Origin of the sequence: Streptomyces sp. KR80 (assembly GCF_052245555.1) — a bacterium.
Lineage (GTDB): Bacteria > Actinomycetota > Actinomycetes > Streptomycetales > Streptomycetaceae > Streptomyces.
Genome location: NZ_JBQQCD010000005.1, coordinates 120,516 through 137,850 on the forward strand (window position 1 = coordinate 120,516; position 17,335 = coordinate 137,850).

Consider the following 17,335-nt stretch of genomic DNA (forward strand, 5'->3'; position numbering starts at 1 on the left):
GGCCTCACGCCCGATCCGCTACGCGCTCACCGAGCAGGCCTTGTGGCCTGACCAGGAGGACGAGGATGAGAAGTACGAAGGCCCAGACGTTGGCCCAGGCGCCGCCGCCCAGCTGCTGCATCCCGGGGATCTCCTGGATGTAGTGGATGGACATGGCTTCGGCGAGACCGAGGACGACTCCGCCGAGCATGGCGCCGTAGATGTTGCCGATGCCGCCGAGGACGGCCGCGGTGAAGGCCTTGAGGCCGGCGATGAAGCCCATCTCGAACTGGACCTGGCCGAAGCGGAGGCCGTGGGCGACCGCGGCGACCGCGGCGAAGACGGCGCCGATGGCGAAGGCCATCACGATGATGCGGTCGGTGTTGATGCCCATGAGCTTGGCGGTGTCGCGGTCCTGGGCGGTGGCCTGCATGGCCCGGCCGGTGCGGCTCTTGGAGACGAAGAACCCAAGGGCGAGCATGCACAGCGGTGCGGCGATGAAGAGGAAGGCGTCACCGCGCTGGATGTGCAGGTGCTCGAAGATCTCGAACGACTTGCCCTCGATCTGGGGGAAGGGGCGGGCCTTCTTGGCGTCCGGGTAGAACGCCCAGATCAGCTGCTGGAGCGCAATGGACAGGCCGATCGCGGTGATCAGGGGCGCCAGCCGTGGTGCGCCGCGGAGCGGGCGGTAGGCGAAGCGCTCGGCGGCGATGGATACGGCGATCGAGGCGAGCGCACCACCGATGAGCATGAGGGGTATGGCCATCCAGAGGGAAGTTCCGCTGGGCAGCCAGATGAAGACGGTGAGGGCGCCGAAGCCCCCGATCATGAAGATCTCGCCATGGGCGAAGTTGATGAGCTGGACGATGCCGTAGACCATGGTGTACCCGATGGCGATGAGGCCGTAGAGGGTACCGAGGGCCAGGCCGTTGGCCAGCTGTTGCGGCAGTTCGTGCACCGCAGGGCCTCCGATGAGCGTGTCGGATGTGAGACCGCGCGAGGGCGCTGTTTGCGCCCTCGCGCGGCGTAATTCAGATGGTTGGGGTGGAGGTGTCCGGGGTTACTCCTTGAACGTCGCGCTCTTGACGTCCTTCCAAGCGCCCTTCGTGACCTCGTACACGGTCATCTGCTTGTTGGTGGTGTCGCCGTACTGGTCGAACGCGACCTTGCCGGTGACGCCGTCGAAGGAGACGTCGTTCAGGGCCTCGGTGACCTTGGCGCGGGCGTCCTCGGGGAGCTTGCCGTCGTTCTCCTCGGCGACTGCCTTGACGGCCTGGATGATGGCCCAGGCGGCGTCGTAGGAGTAGCCGCCGTACGCCGCGTACGGGTCCTTGTAACCGGCCGCCTCGTAGTCCTTGATGAAGCTCCCGGCGGAGTCGAGCTGCTCAACGGGGTAGCCGACCGATGTGGCCAGGTCGCCGTCGTTGCTCTCGCCGGAGGCCTTGATGAACTCCGGGTCGTAGAGGCCGTCGCCGCCGAAGAGCGGGATCTCCGCGCCGGCCTTCTTGACCTGGTCGGAGAGGAGGCCGCCCTCGGGGTACTGGCCGCCGTAGTAGACGGCCTCGGCCTTGGAGTTCTTGACCTTGTCCGCGACGCTGGAGAAGTCGGTCTCCTTGACGGTCACGTGGTCGGTGCCGACGACCTTGCCGCCGAGGCGCTTGAACTCCTGGGCGAAGATCGCGGCGAGGCCGGCGCCGTAGGTCTGCTTGTCGTCGATGACGAAGACCTTCTTCTTCTTCGCGTCCTTGTACAGGTACTGCGCGGCGAAGCGGCCCTGGATGACGTCGGTGGTCGCGGTGCGGAAGTAGGTCTTGAAGGGGCGGCTGAGGTCGCCCTTGGCCCAGGCGTCGCCCTGGCTGAGCGCCGGGTTGGTGTTGGCGGGGGAGACCAGCGCGACGCCGGCCTTCTCGAAGACGCTCTGCATAGACTGGGCGACGCCGGAGTTCAGCGGACCGACGGCGGCGACCACGTCCTCGTTGCCGACGAGCTTGGTGGCGTTCTGCTGGCCGGAGGCCGGGACCGCCTGGTCGTCGAGGGCTTCCACCTTGAAGGTGATGCCGTCGACCTCGTTGTTCTTGTTGGCCGTCTTGGCGGCGAGGTCGACGGAGTTCTTGATGCCCTGGCCGAGGGCGGACAGCGAACCGGTCAGCGGAGCGTCGACACCGATCACGACGGTCGTCTTGTCTCCACCGCCTCCGCCGTTACTGCTGTCGTCGCGCGATCCACATGCGGTGAGGGTGAGGGCCCCTGCCGTGATCGCTGTGGTGAATATGAGCAAGGAACGGTGTCGCACGAGATGTGTCCTCTCCCTGGCGCGGCCCCTCTCCTGAGGCGACCGTGTCGCGGTGCCGGATGTCTGCCGGCTCATCTTGTGGCTGAGCTGTGAGGCTTCGGGGTGCCATCCGGCGGCGCGGTGACTGGCGGTGACTCTAAGCGCGTGCGGGGGCCTGGGGCAGAGTGGAAGCCATGATGTGACTTTCTTGTTATGACCCAGGTCGTGGAGGGGTGTCGTCGTAGCGACAAGAAGCATGTATTTCGGGCAAATCGGGCTAAAGCTCATTGTCCATATGGTGAGAAGCTGCAGCTCCGCTAAGAAGTGGCGCACGGCGGAGGGTCACATCGGGTGGAAAGCGGCGGACGGCGTTCACGCAGACAAGTTGCATGCGCGGGCCACGGAGGTGTGCGCGACCTTCTCGCATGGCGCGAGTATTACGCAGCGTTACAGAAGGCGGAGGAGGCTCCTGTGGCGGGTGTACCCATACCGGACGAACTCGGCTGTCTGTCACCGGAAATCGGAACCACCGTTGTCCGCGGGGGAACCGGGCTTGCGCGCATCGGCTACACAGCGCTGTCGCGCCTGATGGTCTATCACATCACTGGCGGCGGAATCACCAGCCCGCTCGCGCTCCGCGCGGGCCGCGGCGACCACATCGTCGAGGATGTCCCGCTGCACCGTCGAGAGCCCCTTCTGCTCCCAGTCGAGCCCGGCGCCCCGGCCGTTCACGAGCATCACCTTCGCCCAGTACGTCACCAGGACGGTGCACAGCTCCTCCGGTGACGTGGTCCGCGGCGCGGGGGCGTCGGTGCTCGGCCGCCGCGCGGCCGGTTCCGGCCCGCTGCACCCCGACACGGCGATGGCCGCCGCCAGGAGACACCCGGCGACGGCCGTCCGGCTCCGAGTGGTGCTCGGCGCAGGCGTCATACGGGCACGCTAGTCCGCCGGGCCCTCCTGGGCCACCTCGCGGAGCAGGCACGTGAGGCGGGCGGTGCAGATGCGCCGGTCCTGCTCGTCGGTGATCACGATCTCGTACGTGGCGGTGGTGCGGCCGCGGTGGACGGGGGTGGCGACAGCGGTCACCAGGCCGGAGCGGATGCCGCGGTGGTGGGTGCAGTTGAGGTCGACGCCGACGGCCAGCTTGCCGGGACCGGCGTGCAGCATGGCGCCGACGGAGCCGAGGGTCTCGGCCAGGACAGCGGAGGCCCCGCCGTGCAGCAGCCCGTACGGCTGGGTGTTGCCCTCGACGGGAAGGGTGCCCACGACGCGCTCGGGCGACGCCTCCAGAACCTCCAGGCCCATCCGGCCGCCGAGATGGCCGGCGGAGAACAGCGCGGGGAGATCGAGGCCGAGCCCGGCCCACTCGTCGAGGATCTCCTGAGGGAACTTGGTGCTGCTCTGCTCACCCATGGGGTCCGGCTCCGATCGGCATCTCGCGGCACAACGCTGTGGTCGTTGCAGTGTGCACCGTCTTATCAGGTGCGCGCTGTGAGCCCACTCCCGGGGGTGGGTCGCTCCAGGCGTACGACCAGGGATTTACCGGAGGGCGTGTTGCTGGTGTCGGCGGTGGCGTCGAGCGGGACCAGGACGTTGGTCTCCGGGTAGTAGGCGGCCGCACAGCCCCGGGCGGTGGGGTAGTGCACCACGCGGAACCCGGGGGCACGCCGCTCGGTGCCGTCCTCCCACTCGCCGACCAGGTCGGTGTAGGAGCCGTCGGCGAAGCCGAGCGCCCGGGCGTCGTCCGGGTGGACGAGGACGACGCGGCGGCCGTTCCTGATGCCGCGGTAGCGGTCGTCGAGGCCGTAGATCGTGGTGTTGTACTGGTCGTGCGAGCGCAGCGTCTGCAGCAGCAGCCGGCCCTCCGGAACGCGGGGGTATTCGACGGGTGCGGCGGTGAAGTTGGCCTTGCCGGTGGCGGTCGGGAAGCGGCGTTCGTCGCGCGGGGCGTGCGGAAGGGTGAAGCCGCCGGGCTGCCGGACCTTCGCCTCGAAGTCCTCGAAGCCGGGCACGACGCGGGAGATGCGGTCGCGGATGCGGGCGTAGTCCTGCTCGAACTCCTCCCACGGCGTGCGGCTGCCCGCGCCGAGCACGCGCCGGGCCATGCGGCACACGATGGCCGGTTCGGAGAGCAGCTGGGGGCTCGCGGGCTCGAGCCGTCCGCGCGAGGCGTGCACCATGCCCATCGAGTCCTCGACGGTGACGAACTGCCCGCTGCTCGTCCCGTCCGGGCGGACCTGGAGGTCACGCTCGGTGCGCCCGAGGGTGGGCAGGATGAGGGCGCGGGCCCCGGTCACCACGTGCGACCGGTTGAGCTTGGTGGAGACGTGGACAGTGAGCCGGGCGCGGCGCATGGCCGCCTCGGTCACGGCGGTGTCGGGGGAGGCGGCGACGAAGTTCCCGCCCATGGCGAAGAAGACCTTCGCCGTACCGTCGCGCAGCGCGCGGATGGACCGTACGACGTCCAGGCCGTGCTCGCGCGGGGGAGCGAAGCCGAACTCCTTTTCCAGGGCGTCGAGGAAGGCGGGCGCCGGACGTTCGAAGATGCCCATGGTGCGGTCGCCCTGCACATTGCTGTGGCCACGGACCGGGCACACGCCGGCACCGGGGCGGCCGATGTTCCCGCGCAGGAGGAGGAAGTTGACGACCTCCTTGATGGTGGCCACGGCGTGCTTGTGCTGGGTGAGACCCATGGCCCAGCAGACGACGATGCGCCGGGAGTCAAGGATCATGCGCAGGGCCCGGTCGATGCCGTCCCGGTCAAGGCCGGTGGCGCGGAGCGTCTCGTCCCAGTCCTGCGCCCGGGCCGCGGCGGCGAACTCCTCGAAGCCGTGGGTGTGCTCGGCGATGAACTCCTCGTCGACCGCGCCCTGGCCCGCGCCGGAGGCGCTGGTCGACGCTTCGAGGATCAGCCGGTTCAGCGTGCGGAAGAGGGCCTGGTCGCCGCCGAGCCTGATCTGCAGGAACAGGTCGGTGAGAGCGGTGCCGCCGCCGGTGAGACCGCGTGCGGTCTGCGGGTTCTTGAACCGCTCCATCCCGGCCTCGGGCAGCGGGTTCACCGTGATGATCCGTGCGCCGCCCGCCTTGGCCTGCTCCAGCGCGGACAGCATCCGCGGGTGGTTCGTGCCCGGGTTCTGACCGGCCACGATGATCAGGTCCGCGCGGTAGAGGTCCTCCAGCAGCACGCTGCCCTTGCCGACGCCGAGGGTCTCGGTGAGGGCCGAGCCGGAGGACTCATGGCACAGGTTGGAGCAGTCGGGGAGGTTGTTGGTGCCGAACTCGCGGGCGAACAGCTGGTAGAGGAAGGCGGCTTCGTTGCTGGTGCGCCCCGAGGTGTAGAAGACGGCTTCGTCGGGGGAGCCGAGCGCGTGCAACTCCTCGGCGATGATGTCGAAGGCCCGGTCCCAGGGCACCGGTTCGTAATGGTCGGCGCCTTCGGCCAGGTACATCGGCTGGGTGATGCGGCCCTGCTGCCCCAGCCAGTAGCCGCTACGGGTGGCCAGGTCGGAGACGGGGTGCGCGGCGAAGAAGTCCCGGGTGACGCGGCGCAGCGTCGCCTCTTCGGCGACGGCCTTCGCACCGTTCTCGCAGAACTCCGCCGTGTGGCGGTGGTCCGGCTCCGGCCAGGCGCAGCCGGGGCAGTCGAAGCCGTCCTTCTGGTTGACCTTGAGAAGGGTCAGCGCGGTGCGCCGCACGCCCATCTGCTGCTGGGCGACGCGGAGGGTGTGGCCGATGGCGGGCAGTCCGGCGGCGGCCCGCGGTGGCGCGGTGACGTCCGGCGCATCCTGCACGGGATCCCCTGCGGGGGGCTTTCTGGCCATGTCGCTCATTCTTCCACGCTGTGGTGTGGGCACTCGTTCCTCCCACAACCGGGTGTCAGTGATACGTGGCAGGATCGGGGACGTGGCTGAGAACGCATCGAAGAAGACCGCAGCGACCTCCCCCGCCGCCGGGCCGGGAGACCGCCCCCGACTGCTCCTGCTGGACGGGCATTCCCTGGCGTACCGGGCGTTCTTCGCGCTGCCCGCGGAGAACTTCAGCACCACGACGGGCCAGACCACGAACGCGATCTACGGCTTCACGTCGATGCTGGCGAACACGCTCCGCGACGAGCAGCCCACCCATCTCGCGGTCGCTTTCGACGTCTCCCGCAAGACCTGGCGCTCGGAGGAGTTCGCCGACTACAAGGCGAACCGTTCCAAGGCTCCGGACGAGTTCAAGGGCCAGGTCGAGCTGATCGGTGAGCTGCTCGACGCGATGAACGTCTCCCGCTTCGCGGTGGAGGGGTACGAGGCGGACGACGTGATCGCCACCCTCGCCACCCAGGCCGAGGCCCAGGGCTTCGAGGTGCTGATCGTCACCGGCGACCGCGATACGTTCCAACTGGTCAGCGACCATGTCACGGTCCTCTATCCGACCAAGGGCGTCTCCGAGCTGACCCGGTTCACCCCCGAGAAGGTCAAGGAGAAGTACGGTCTCACCCCACAGCAGTACCCGGACTTCGCGGCGCTGCGCGGCGATCCGTCCGACAACCTCCCCGGTATCCCGGGCGTCGGAGAGAAGACCGCCGCGAAGTGGATCAACCAGTTCGGCTCCTTCAAGGAGCTCGTGGAGCGGGTCGACGAGGTCAAGGGCAAGGTCGGGGACAAGCTTCGCGAGCATCTGGCAGCGGTCAAGCTCAACCGGCAGCTGACGGAGCTGGTGCGGGACGTCGAGCTGCCCGTCGGCCCGGGGGCGCTCCAGCGTGCTCCGTACGACCGGCCGGCGCTCTCCGTGATCCTCGACGCCCTGGAGTTCCGCCACCAGAACTTCCGGGACCGCCTGATGGCCGCCGACCCGGGCGAGGTCACCGAGGTGGAGACACCCGCCGCGGGCGTCGAGGTCGACGGTGAGGTGCTCGGTGCGGGCGAGCTCGCACCCTGGCTGGCGCGGCACGGCACCGAGCCGATCGGTCTGGCGACGGTCGACGCCTGGGCTCTGGGCAGCGGAAGCGTCAGCGAGATCGCCTTGGCGCTCGCCTCCGGACCGGCCGCCTGGTTCGACCCGGCCGAGCTCGACGAAGCGGACGAGCAGGCGTTCGCCGCCTGGATCGCCGACGCGGACCGGCCCAAGGTGCTGCACAACGCCAAGGGCGTGATGCGGGTCTTCGCCGAGCACGGCTGGGACGTCGCGGGCGTCACCATGGACACGGCCCTCGCGGCCTATCTCGTCAAACCGGGCCGTCGCTCCTTCGCGCTCGACGCGCTGTCGGTGGAGTACCTGGGCCGTGAGCTCGCCCCGGCCTCCGCCGACGGCCAGCTCGCCTTCGGGATGGAGGAGCAGGCGGAGAAGGACGCGTTGATGGTCCAGGCCCGAACGGTCCTGGACCTGGGCGAGGCGTTCACCGGGCGGCTCGCGGAGGTCGGCGCCGCGGACCTGCTGCGCACGGTGGAGCTTCCCGTCTCGGCCATGCTCGCCCGGATGGAGCGAGCGGGCATCGCCGCGGACCGCGACTGGCTCGAGCGTATGGAGCTGCAGTTCGCCGGAGCGGTGCAGCAGGCCATAAAGGAGGCGCACGCCGCCGTCGGCCATGAGTTCAACCTCGGCTCGCCCAAGCAGCTGCAGGAGGTGTTCTTCGGCGAGCTGGGTCTGCCGAAGACCAAGAAGACCAAGACCGGTTACACCACGGACGCCGATGCGCTGGCCTGGCTGGCCGCCCAGACCGACCACGAACTGCCCGTGATCATGCTGCGGCACCGCGAGCAGGCCCGGCTGCGCTCCACCGTCGAGGGCCTGATCAAGACGATCGCCCCCGATGGACGCATCCACACCACCTTCAACCAGACGGTCGCGGCGACCGGCCGGCTCTCCTCCACCGACCCGAACCTGCAGAACATCCCGGTGCGTACGGACGAGGGACGGGCCATCCGACGGGGCTTCGTCGTCGGCGAGGGCTTCGAGTCACTGCTCACCGCCGACTACAGCCAGATCGAGCTGCGCGTGATGGCCCATCTCTCCGAGGACGAGGGCTTGATCGAGGCGTTCACCTCCGGCGAGGACCTGCACACGACCGTCGCCTCCCAGGTCTTCTCGGTACCGAAGACCGGGGTCGACGCGGAGATGCGCCGCAAGATCAAGGCGATGTCGTACGGCCTGGCGTACGGGCTGTCCGCCTTCGGCCTCTCCCAGCAGCTGAGCATCTCGCCCGACGAGGCCCGCAAGCTGATGGACACGTACTTCGAGCGGTTCGGCGGCGTCCGCGACTATCTGCGCCGGGTCGTCGACGAGGCGCGCGCCACCGGCTACACCGAAACGATGCTCGGCCGCCGCCGCTACCTCCCGGACCTCAACAGCGACAACCGGCAGCGCCGCGAGATGGCCGAGCGCATGGCCCTCAACGCACCGATCCAGGGCACCGCGGCGGACATCGTGAAGATCGCGATGCTCCGGGTCGACAAGGAGCTGACCCGCGAGCGGCTGCGCTCGCGGATGCTGCTCCAGGTGCACGACGAGATCGTGCTGGAGGTCGCCCCCGGCGAGCGGGCCGCGGTGCAGGAGCTGGTGCGCCGCGAGATGAGCGCCGCGGTCGAGCTACGGGCACCCCTCGATGTCTCCATCGGCTCCGGCGCGGATTGGGAGTCAGCCGCGCACTAGGTCCTGACCGACCGGACAGGACCTAGCCCCGTTGTGGGACTGCCGCCGCGTAAAGCGGGAGTCCGAGGGCGAGGCCCGCGCCCGCGCCGAACATCACCGTAGGGATGAACTCGAGCGGCGAGGCGCCGTATTCGACGAGGATCGCGTACGAGCGCACGCAGCGGTGCACCGCACCGGCGAGGATGCACAGGCCGAGCCAGGCCACGGCGAGCAGCCGTTCGCGCGCCGCGAGGGCGGGCACGGCTGCCGGCGCCGAGGCGTCCGCCGGCAGCCTCCGCACCGCCGAGACGAGGAACGCGCCGATCACCAGCAGCGCGAGCAGTGAACCGCCGTACTGTGCGTACAGATAGAGCGGGAATCCGGCGACGACCTCGCCGAGCACCGGCAGCAGCCGCATCCCCCAGCGGTCCAGGTGCGTGAAGGCGTCCCAGACCATGTGCGTGGCCGCGCCGAGCACCGCCGACACCCAGAACCAGAAGGCCAGCGGTGCGATGGCCCGGTCCCGCCAGGACTGTCCGCGTACCAGGCCGTACGCCCGCCCCTGCCAGGCCCGGGGCAGCAGCGCCACCAGGGGCTCGCGCAGCACCAGCCAGCACCCGACCAGCGCCGCCGTCACGACGACGTCCACGGTCAGCACACCGGCGGGGGAGTGGGTGACGTCGCCGTACAGCATGGCCCCGGGAAGTACCGTGTCGGCGAAGTACGTCATATCGGGCGAGAACGAGCCCGCGACGAGCGCCGAGGTGACCAACGGCCCCCGCGCCGTGCCGTCCCGGCGCAGCGCCGGCAGTACGGCAGCGGCATGGCTGAGCGTGAACGGCATGCGCTCCCTTAAGTCCGTTAAGTCCAGGTGTGGTCGATGGGATCCCTCATCAAGGACGCCGGGGAGCGGCATTCGGCTCCGCTCAGGTGCGAATGTGGGGAATCCTGTTCGCCCCCCGATGACTCGGGGCGCGAAGGTGCCGTAGTGTCAAGAGCGTTATTGCATTTGTGGGGCACGCGGGCACGCCGGGGCGGGGCGGATCCTCTGCCCGATCCAAAGGGGAGGACGAAGGTATGGCCGCGCAATTCGGCCGGCGGCTGCGCAGGGGAGCGGCCACGACAGCGGTGGCGGCAATCGCCATGGCCGCCCTGACCGCATCCCAGGCTCCCGACCTGGTGGACACCCGCTCCGACGGCCGGACCGGCGATTCGACACCGGATACCGAGCCACCCATCGACGGCGGCTCCCCGTACTACACGGACTTGCCACCGCTCAACACCCCCGGCAAGCCCGAGACTTCCATAGACCTGCCGGTCGGCCCCGGCACCGCCGAGGCCGGCATACCGGCGACCGTCCTCGACGCCTACAAGAAGGCCGCGGCGGCCCTGGCCGAGAGCAACCCGGGTTGCAACCTCCGCTGGGAGCTGCTCGCCGCCATCGGCAAGGTCGAGTCCGGCCAGGCGCGCGGCGGTCGGGTGGACACCGAGGGGACCACGCTCACCCCGATCCTCGGCCCACAGCTCAACGGCGGCCGCTTCGCGAAGATCTCCGACACGGACAGCGGGGCGTACGACGGGGACAGCAGCTACGACCGCGCCGTCGGTCCCATGCAGTTCATCCCCTCCACCTGGGCGAACTGGGGCGCGGACGGCAACAGCGACGGTGAGAAGAACCCCAACAACGTGTACGACGCCGCGCTCGCCGCCGGCCGTTATCTGTGCGCGGGCGGCCGCGACCTGTCGGTCCGGGCCGACCTCGACCGCGCCATCCTCGGCTACAACTACTCGCGGCAGTATCTGCGGACGGTGCTGTCCTGGTTCGAGTACTACAAGAGGGGCACGCACGAGGTGCCCGACGGCACGGGTGTGCTGCCCGTCGGCACGGGCCCGAACGGCGGGGACGATCCCAGGGGAGGCCCGAAGGGCGGCAAGGGCAAGGGGGCGGCCGACAGCCTGCCGGGAGACGGCCGAGGCGGCAAGCCGGGCACCCTGCCTCCGAAGACCGGGAACGGCGAGATCGAAACGCCCACCCAGCCGAGCAAGCCGGACACCCCAAGCGATCCCAGCAAACCGGGCGAGCCCACCCCGGCCCCCGTCGTCACCGACCTCGACCGCGTGAGCGCACAGGAGCTGACGGCCACGGCGGGCGGCGAGTTCACCGAGCCGCCCCGGGTGCGGGCGAAGGGCGTGGGAGGCAAGGCCGTCGAGGGAGCGCGCGTCCAGTACGAGATCCGCGGTGAGACTCAGGCGCGCTTCCCCGGCGACGCGACCCGCGTCACCGTCGTCACCGGCCGCGACGGCACAGCCCTCGCGCCGAAGCTGCTCGCGGGCGAGAAGGCCGGCTCGTTCACCATCCGGGCCACGGTCGTGGGCCGGAACGTGCCCGCCGTCGACTTCGCCGCAACCGTCAAGGCGCGCCCGGCGCCCGACCCGAAGGCCGACGCGCTGACCCGTACCAGCGATGAGCAGCTGAAGGCCGAGACCGGCAGCGAATTCGCCGATCCGGTCGAGGTCAAGGCGACCTACCAGGGCAAGCCGGCAGCCGGTGTCGCGGTGACCGCGACCATGATCACCTCCGATGCGGAGAAGCCGGCGGAGAACGACAAGGGCCCGTACTTCAAGGACGACGAGGACAAGCCGGTCCGTACCCTCAACGGTCTCAAGACCAACGCCGACGGACTCCTGAAGCTGCCGAAGATCTTCACCGACACCCATGCGGGCACCTTCCTGCTCCGCCTCGCCACCGCCGACGGCACGACGCTGACCATCGAGCTGACGGTCACGGAGAAGGCGTCCGACGCCCCGTAGCCGCGGATCCCGTATCAGACACCGCTCCTCCGCCCTCCCCTGGACGGGCGGAGGAGCGGTGCGACGTGTTCTCATCTGCGCCACCCGTTGCTACGGTGCCCCAGCCCTGACGACCCATCACGAAATCATCAGGCAGCCGCCGTCTCTCCAACGGGAGGTCGACCATGCGCGCTCTCGCAGCCGCCGCCGTCGGGCTGGCGGCCGCCCTTGCGCTCGTCCTCACCCTGACCGCGATCGGCGCTCCCAGCGGCGAGACCTCCCCGAAGCCGCTGCTGACCACCGTCCCCGAGCACCCGTAGGGGAGGACCTCCGCGATGTGTCCCGCCGTGCCCAGGGGAAAACGCCATCCGCAGCTGCCGCAGCAGGCCTCCGGGCCCTCGGCCGAACCCGAAACCCCGGCCGGGCACCCCGGTCCCGGTCAACGCACCTCTCGAAACGGCGGTATGCGCCGCACGGCGAGCCTGGTCCTGCTCGCCGTCGCGGTCTTCCTCACCGCGCTGTCCCCGCTCCTGCGCTGGTACGCCTTTCCGCGGCTCGTGAAGATCCCGCCGAGTCAGTACCAGGAGATGGTCCTCGAAGCGGAGAACGCCACCCTGCTCGACTACGCGACGATGCAGCCGAAGAAGGTCTCCGAGGTCACCATCGTCCAGACGCTCAAGGGCGACGTCGAGGCTTCCGAGAAGATCGAACGGAGCGCGGGCCGGGACGTCGTGGTCTGGGACGGCCTGTCCCACGTCGTGGGCCCGGACGGGAAGATGGTCTCCCAGATCCCCGAGCGCTACATCTTCGACGCCCACACCCAGGCGCCCGTGCACGCCGACGGTGAGCACGTCGACGGCGACCGGGTCCGGCGCGAGGGCATCGAGTTCAAGTGGCCCTTCCTCACCGAGCAGCGGGACTACACCTACTTCGACGCTCAGACCCGTACGTCCGCACCCATCCACTACCGGGGCACCCGGAACTTCCGCGGCCTGGAGGTCTACTACTTCGAGCAGACCATCCCCTGGACCCAAGTCAGGATGCCGAAGAAGCTGCCCCTCAAGGGGGTCACCGCCGCATCGGTCGCGCGGACCGGCACGACTCGCTGGTACACCACCAAGCGCATGTTCTGGGTCGAGCCCGTCACCGGCGCACCCGTCAACGGCCAGGAGATCCACAAGGAGGAGCTGCGGGGCGGCACGCTGCTCGGCGGCAGGGACAGGGTGACCGCGTTCGCGGGGCACGTGAAGATGCGCGAGGACTACATCGATCACACCGTCGACCTGGTGGCGGGCCAGCGGCAGCTGGTGCTGCTGATGACGTCGTACCTGCCATGGGGGCTCGCCGCTCTGGGTGCCGGAGTGCTCACCCTCGCCCTCGTGCTCGAGGCGCGCAGCCGCCGTCCGCGGCCTGCCGCGCCGGACGGCGACCATCGCCCGCACGCCCTGTCGGTCGGTCCCTGACGGGGGCACGGGCGCGCGGCCCGAGCGCCGCGGCCCCCCGCGCCCGGCCCCCCGCGCCCGGGCCTCCGCGGCACGGCGCCCTGAGGCGCGCCCTCGGTCGCGTCAGTCCCGCACGCAGACGAAGATCGCCGTGCCCGGGATCAGATTCCCGCGCAGCGGGGACCAGCCGCCCCACTCCTGGCTGTTCCAGGCCGGCCACTCCGGTTCGACGAGGTCGACCAGACGGAAGCCGGCCGCCACCACGTCCCGCACCCGGTCGCCGAGCGTCCTGTGGTGCTCCACGTACACCGCGCGCCCCTGCTCGTCCTGCTCCACGTACGGCGTCCGGTCGAAGTACGAGGCGGCCACCGACAGGCCTTCCGGCCCCGGCTCGTCGGGGAACGCCCAGCGGATGGGATGGGTGACGGAGAAGACCCAGCGCCCGCCGGGCCGCAGCACCCGCCGGACCTCCCGCATCACCCGTACCGGATCGGCCACGAACGGAATCGCTCCGTAGGCGGAGCACGCCAGGTCGAAGGAGCCGTCCGCGAAGGGCAGAGCGGTGGCGTCGGCCTGGACCAGTCGCACGACCGCCGCCCCGCTGCCGATCCGCAGGGCGTGCTGCAACTGCCGGTGCGAGAGGTCCAGCGCCACCGGCCGCGCGCCACGCCCCGCGAGCCAGCGCGAGCACTGCGCCGCGCCCGCCCCGATCTCCAGGACGTCCCGGCCCTTCAGGTCCTCCGCCGACCCGAGCAGCCCCGCCTCCTCCTCGTCGAGCCCCTCCGGGCCCCAGACGAAGCGGTCGTCCCCCAGGAAGCCCCCGTGCTCCCGCTGGTACGCGTCGGCGTTGCGGTCCCACCAGCCCCGGCTCGCTCTGCTGCTCTCCGTGTCCCCTGTGTCACGCCGAGTCGCCGCGGTGTCGTCCTCTTGGTTCATCGCGCCTGTCGTCGTAGTCTTCGCTCGAACCTGTAGCTGCAGTGACACCGGGCGGCGTAGCCGCACGGTGCGTTGCGCGATTGCGTTTTGCCGGGATCTGGGGCGTTCGTCCCCAGGTGCGCTCTTCGCGCATTGACCATGCCCGGCTGCCCCCGTATGCTACAAGTTGCGCTGCGGGCCTGCGCACCTCGGACCGAGCAGGCTGCGCTCGCATCTGTTGTATGTCCCCTCGGTTGTCGAGGCGCATTTCCGACCTGCGGAAGGATTGCGTCTCCTGGCTGTCCGGCTTCGGCGGTGCGATAACGGGCTCCCGGCGTGAGCAGTACCTACGACTCATGTCCGTACCGGAGCCCTTTCCCACATGACGAGCAGCACCGAGACCACCGCGACCACCAAGCAGGTAGCGGTCAACGACATCGGTAACGAGGAAGCCTTCCTCGCCGCGATCGACGAGACGATCAAGTACTTCAACGACGGCGACATCGTCGACGGCGTCATCGTGAAGGTCGACCGGGACGAGGTCCTGCTCGACATCGGCTACAAGACCGAGGGCGTCATCCCCTCCCGAGAGCTGTCGATCAAGCACGACGTCGACCCGAACGAGGTCGTGGCCGTCGGCGACGAGATCGAGGCCCTGGTCCTCCAGAAGGAGGACAAGGAAGGCCGTCTGATCCTGTCCAAGAAGCGCGCTCAGTACGAGCGGGCCTGGGGCACGATCGAGAAGATCAAGGAAGAGGACGGCATCGTCACCGGTACCGTCATCGAGGTCGTCAAGGGTGGTCTCATCCTCGACATCGGCCTCCGCGGCTTCCTCCCCGCCTCCCTGGTCGAGATGCGCCGCGTCCGTGACCTGCAGCCCTACGTGGGCAAGGAGCTCGAGGCGAAGATCATCGAGCTGGACAAGAACCGCAACAACGTGGTCCTGTCCCGCCGCGCCTGGCTGGAGCAGACCCAGAGCGAGGTCCGTCAGACCTTCCTCACCACCCTCCAGAAGGGCCAGGTGCGCTCCGGCGTCGTCTCCTCCATCGTCAACTTCGGTGCCTTCGTGGACCTGGGTGGCGTCGACGGTCTGGTCCACGTCTCCGAGCTGTCCTGGAAGCACATCGACCACCCGTCCGAGGTCGTCGAGGTCGGCCAGGAGGTTACGGTCGAGGTCCTGGACGTCGACATGGACCGCGAGCGCGTCTCCCTGTCGCTCAAGGCGACCCAGGAGGACCCGTGGCAGCAGTTCGCCCGGACCCACCAGATCGGTCAGGTCGTCCCGGGTAAGGTCACCAAGCTCGTGCCGTTCGGTGCGTTCGTCCGCGTCGACGAGGGCATCGAGGGCCTGGTCCACATCTCCGAGCTGGCCGAGCGCCACGTGGAGATCCCGGAGCAGGTCGTCCAGGTCAACGACGAGATCTTCGTCAAGGTCATCGACATCGACCTCGAGCGTCGCCGCATCAGCCTCTCGCTGAAGCAGGCCAACGAGGCCTTCGGCGCCGAGCCGAGCTCGGTCGAGTTCGACCCGACCCTGTACGGCATGGCCGCCTCGTACGACGACCAGGGCAACTACATCTACCCCGAGGGCTTCGACCCGGAGGCCAACGACTGGCTGCCCGGCTACGAGAAGCAGCGCGAGGAGTGGGAGCACCAGTACGCCGAGGCGCAGCAGCGCTTCGAGCAGCACCAGGCGCAGGTCATCAAGTCCCGCGAGGCCGACGCCGAGGCCGCGGCCGAGGCCGGGCAGGCCGCCCCGCAGGGTGGCGCCCCCGGCGCAGGCTCGTACTCCTCGGAGGCCCAGGACAACTCCGGCGCCCTGGCGTCGGACGAGGCCCTGGCCGCGCTCCGCGAGAAGCTGGCCGGCGGCCAGAGCTGAAGTCCCCCAGCTAACGCTGGGAGGTGCCCCCAGCCGCTAGGCGATAGCCGATAACAAGGCCCGCCCCCAATGGGGGCGGGCCTTGTGCGTTGCCGGGGGCGGCCCGCGGCCCGTGCACCGTCGTGCGGTGGCGACCGCCCGCTCGTCGCTAGGCGTGGCGGATAACACGAGGCCCACCCCTGGATGGGGATGGGCCTTGTGCGTCATGGCGAGCGCCTAGCGCCGTCGGCTGCGCGGGCGCGCCCCCGGTGGGTGGGGAGAGCCGCGCCGCAATCGCGGGGTCAGTCGTCGACTGGGACGCCCGGGTTCACCAGGCCTCGGCCTCCTGTGAGCGTGTTGCTGCGACTCACCGTCGTCTTGCACGACGGGCTGTAGTTGAAGACGTAGATCGCGTAGCGGCCGGAGCCGGTCGCCCCGTTGAGATCCGCGCGATTTCCGCGGAAGACCGTGCCGCAGCCCCAGCCGGGCTTCTGCGTGTGCACTTCGAAGCCGTTGTTCGTGGTGTTCTTCCCCGTGTTGTTCTCGACGACGTAGTTGTTGCCCTTCACGTCGATCCATGAGTCGTCGTAGTTGTTGCCGGTCAGGCCACGCCCGTCGAAGGTGTTGCCGGAGACCACGCCGCCGGTCGTGCCCTCTTTGAGGTCGATGGCCTCGCCGCCGACGTCCGGTCCGATGGTGTTGTCGAGAATCCGCACGTTGTCGCTCTTGTCGGCGAGCGTGTTGGCCGTGCCGACGTACACGCCCTCGCCCATGCCGCGGTTGTTGTTGCCCGTGTCGTAGATCCTCGAGTTCTTGATAACGCCGTCCTTGCTGGACTTTCGGAAGTGCACGCCCTCCATGTCGAGGCCGTGGACAGTGACGGAGTCGATGACGACGCCGTTCGCGCCGTCCATCATGATCCCCTTCTGGCCGCCGGTGACGGTGATGCCTTTCACCGTCCAGTACGACGCTTCGTTGAGGTGCAGCCCGTAGCCGCCGCCCGCTGTCAGCACGGCCTTCGAGGAGCCGATGAGGGTGATCCGGGACGACGACCTGCCGTCGGCCGTCGTCTTGAAGTTCCCGCTGTACGTGCCGTCGGCGAGCTGGATGTTGTCGCCGGGCTCGGCGGCGGCGAGGGCGCTCTTGAGCTGCGCCGGATTGGATACGTGAATGACCTCGGTGGCGCGGGCCGGTGCGCCGTCTGTGACCGCGCCTGCGGTGAGCAGGGTGCCCGTGGCGAGTGCTGCGGCGAGCGGCGCGGTGACCAGCGTGCGGCGTGAGTGGCGGCGATGTGTGGGGGAATGCATGGCGTGCCTTCCTGCCGGACGAGGATGCCCGAGAGTTGTTCTCCTATGTGAACTCCGGCCTTAAATATGAACACCAGGAGTGGTGAAGGTAGATGCCTGCCATGGACTCGTCAACCCTATGGTGAAGCCCGCCCAGCTGACGGTCCGTAACGCCCGCCCG

Annotated in this window: 13 protein-coding genes; 5 read left to right on the forward strand and 8 right to left on the reverse strand. The window is 69.5% G+C overall.

Annotated elements, in window-relative coordinates:
* Positions 1-4: 4 nt before the first annotated feature.
* The 5 genes from ACTWQI_RS10155 to ACTWQI_RS10175 all read right to left on the reverse strand — a co-directional run bounded on the left by ACTWQI_RS10155 (position 5) and on the right by ACTWQI_RS10175 (position 6,072).
* Positions 5-937 carry a branched-chain amino acid ABC transporter permease gene (locus tag ACTWQI_RS10155; protein WP_443269449.1) on the reverse strand — a complete coding sequence of 311 codons (933 nt, stop codon included), beginning with the start codon at positions 935-937 and terminating at the stop codon, positions 5-7.
* 102 nt (positions 938-1,039) lie between these two features.
* Positions 1,040-2,272, reverse strand: coding sequence for a branched-chain amino acid ABC transporter substrate-binding protein (locus ACTWQI_RS10160; RefSeq protein ID WP_443269450.1), 1,233 nt, complete (start codon positions 2,270-2,272; stop codon positions 1,040-1,042).
* Between the two features lie 489 nt (positions 2,273-2,761).
* Positions 2,762-3,181: a hypothetical protein gene (locus tag ACTWQI_RS10165; protein ID WP_443269451.1), complete on the reverse strand. Its 420-nt coding sequence runs from the start codon at positions 3,179-3,181 to the stop codon at positions 2,762-2,764.
* A gap of 9 nt (positions 3,182-3,190) precedes the next feature.
* Positions 3,191-3,664 (reverse strand): PaaI family thioesterase, encoded by a 474-nt coding sequence (locus ACTWQI_RS10170; RefSeq protein ID WP_443269452.1) that lies wholly within the window; start codon positions 3,662-3,664, stop codon positions 3,191-3,193.
* A 65-nt stretch (positions 3,665-3,729) separates the two neighbouring features.
* Positions 3,730-6,072 carry an FdhF/YdeP family oxidoreductase gene (locus ACTWQI_RS10175; RefSeq protein ID WP_443269453.1) on the reverse strand — a complete coding sequence of 781 codons (2,343 nt, stop codon included), beginning with the start codon at positions 6,070-6,072 and terminating at the stop codon, positions 3,730-3,732.
* An 82-nt stretch (positions 6,073-6,154) separates the two neighbouring features.
* Here ACTWQI_RS10175 and polA point away from each other — a divergent pair, with 82 nt between their 5' ends.
* A complete protein-coding gene (gene polA, locus ACTWQI_RS10180) occupies positions 6,155-8,884 on the forward strand; it encodes a DNA polymerase I (RefSeq protein ID WP_443269454.1) in 2,730 nt (909 codons plus the stop codon).
* 22 nt (positions 8,885-8,906) lie between these two features.
* Here polA and ACTWQI_RS10185 read toward each other — a convergent pair whose 3' ends face one another.
* Entirely contained in the window at positions 8,907-9,707 is an 801-nt protein-coding gene (locus ACTWQI_RS10185; protein WP_443269455.1) for a DUF4184 family protein, read from the reverse strand.
* A 233-nt stretch (positions 9,708-9,940) separates the two neighbouring features.
* Here ACTWQI_RS10185 and ACTWQI_RS10190 point away from each other — a divergent pair, with 233 nt between their 5' ends.
* The 3 genes from ACTWQI_RS10190 to ACTWQI_RS10200 all read left to right on the forward strand — a co-directional run bounded on the left by ACTWQI_RS10190 (position 9,941) and on the right by ACTWQI_RS10200 (position 13,116).
* Entirely contained in the window at positions 9,941-11,674 is a 1,734-nt protein-coding gene (locus tag ACTWQI_RS10190; protein ID WP_443269456.1) for a lytic murein transglycosylase, read from the forward strand.
* 164 nt (positions 11,675-11,838) lie between these two features.
* A complete protein-coding gene (locus tag ACTWQI_RS10195) occupies positions 11,839-11,973 on the forward strand; it encodes an SPW_0924 family protein (protein ID WP_443269457.1) in 135 nt (44 codons plus the stop codon).
* Between the two features lie 144 nt (positions 11,974-12,117).
* A complete protein-coding gene (locus tag ACTWQI_RS10200) occupies positions 12,118-13,116 on the forward strand; it encodes a DUF3068 domain-containing protein (protein ID WP_443269458.1) in 999 nt (332 codons plus the stop codon).
* Positions 13,117-13,218: 102 nt separating this feature from the next.
* On the opposite strand, the gene ACTWQI_RS10205 is transcribed toward ACTWQI_RS10200, so the two are convergent.
* On the reverse strand, positions 13,219-14,031 hold the full coding sequence (locus tag ACTWQI_RS10205) for a class I SAM-dependent methyltransferase (RefSeq protein WP_443269459.1): 813 nt from the start codon (positions 14,029-14,031) through the stop codon (positions 13,219-13,221).
* Positions 14,032-14,392: 361 nt separating this feature from the next.
* Here ACTWQI_RS10205 and rpsA point away from each other — a divergent pair, with 361 nt between their 5' ends.
* On the forward strand, positions 14,393-15,889 hold the full coding sequence (gene rpsA / locus ACTWQI_RS10210; RefSeq protein WP_443269460.1) for a 30S ribosomal protein S1: 1,497 nt from the start codon (positions 14,393-14,395) through the stop codon (positions 15,887-15,889).
* Positions 15,890-16,170: 281 nt separating this feature from the next.
* Here the strand turns inward: rpsA and ACTWQI_RS10215 are convergent, their stop codons facing one another.
* Positions 16,171-17,175 carry a right-handed parallel beta-helix repeat-containing protein gene (locus ACTWQI_RS10215; RefSeq protein WP_443269461.1) on the reverse strand — a complete coding sequence of 335 codons (1,005 nt, stop codon included), beginning with the start codon at positions 17,173-17,175 and terminating at the stop codon, positions 16,171-16,173.
* Positions 17,176-17,335: the final 160 nt, after the last annotated feature.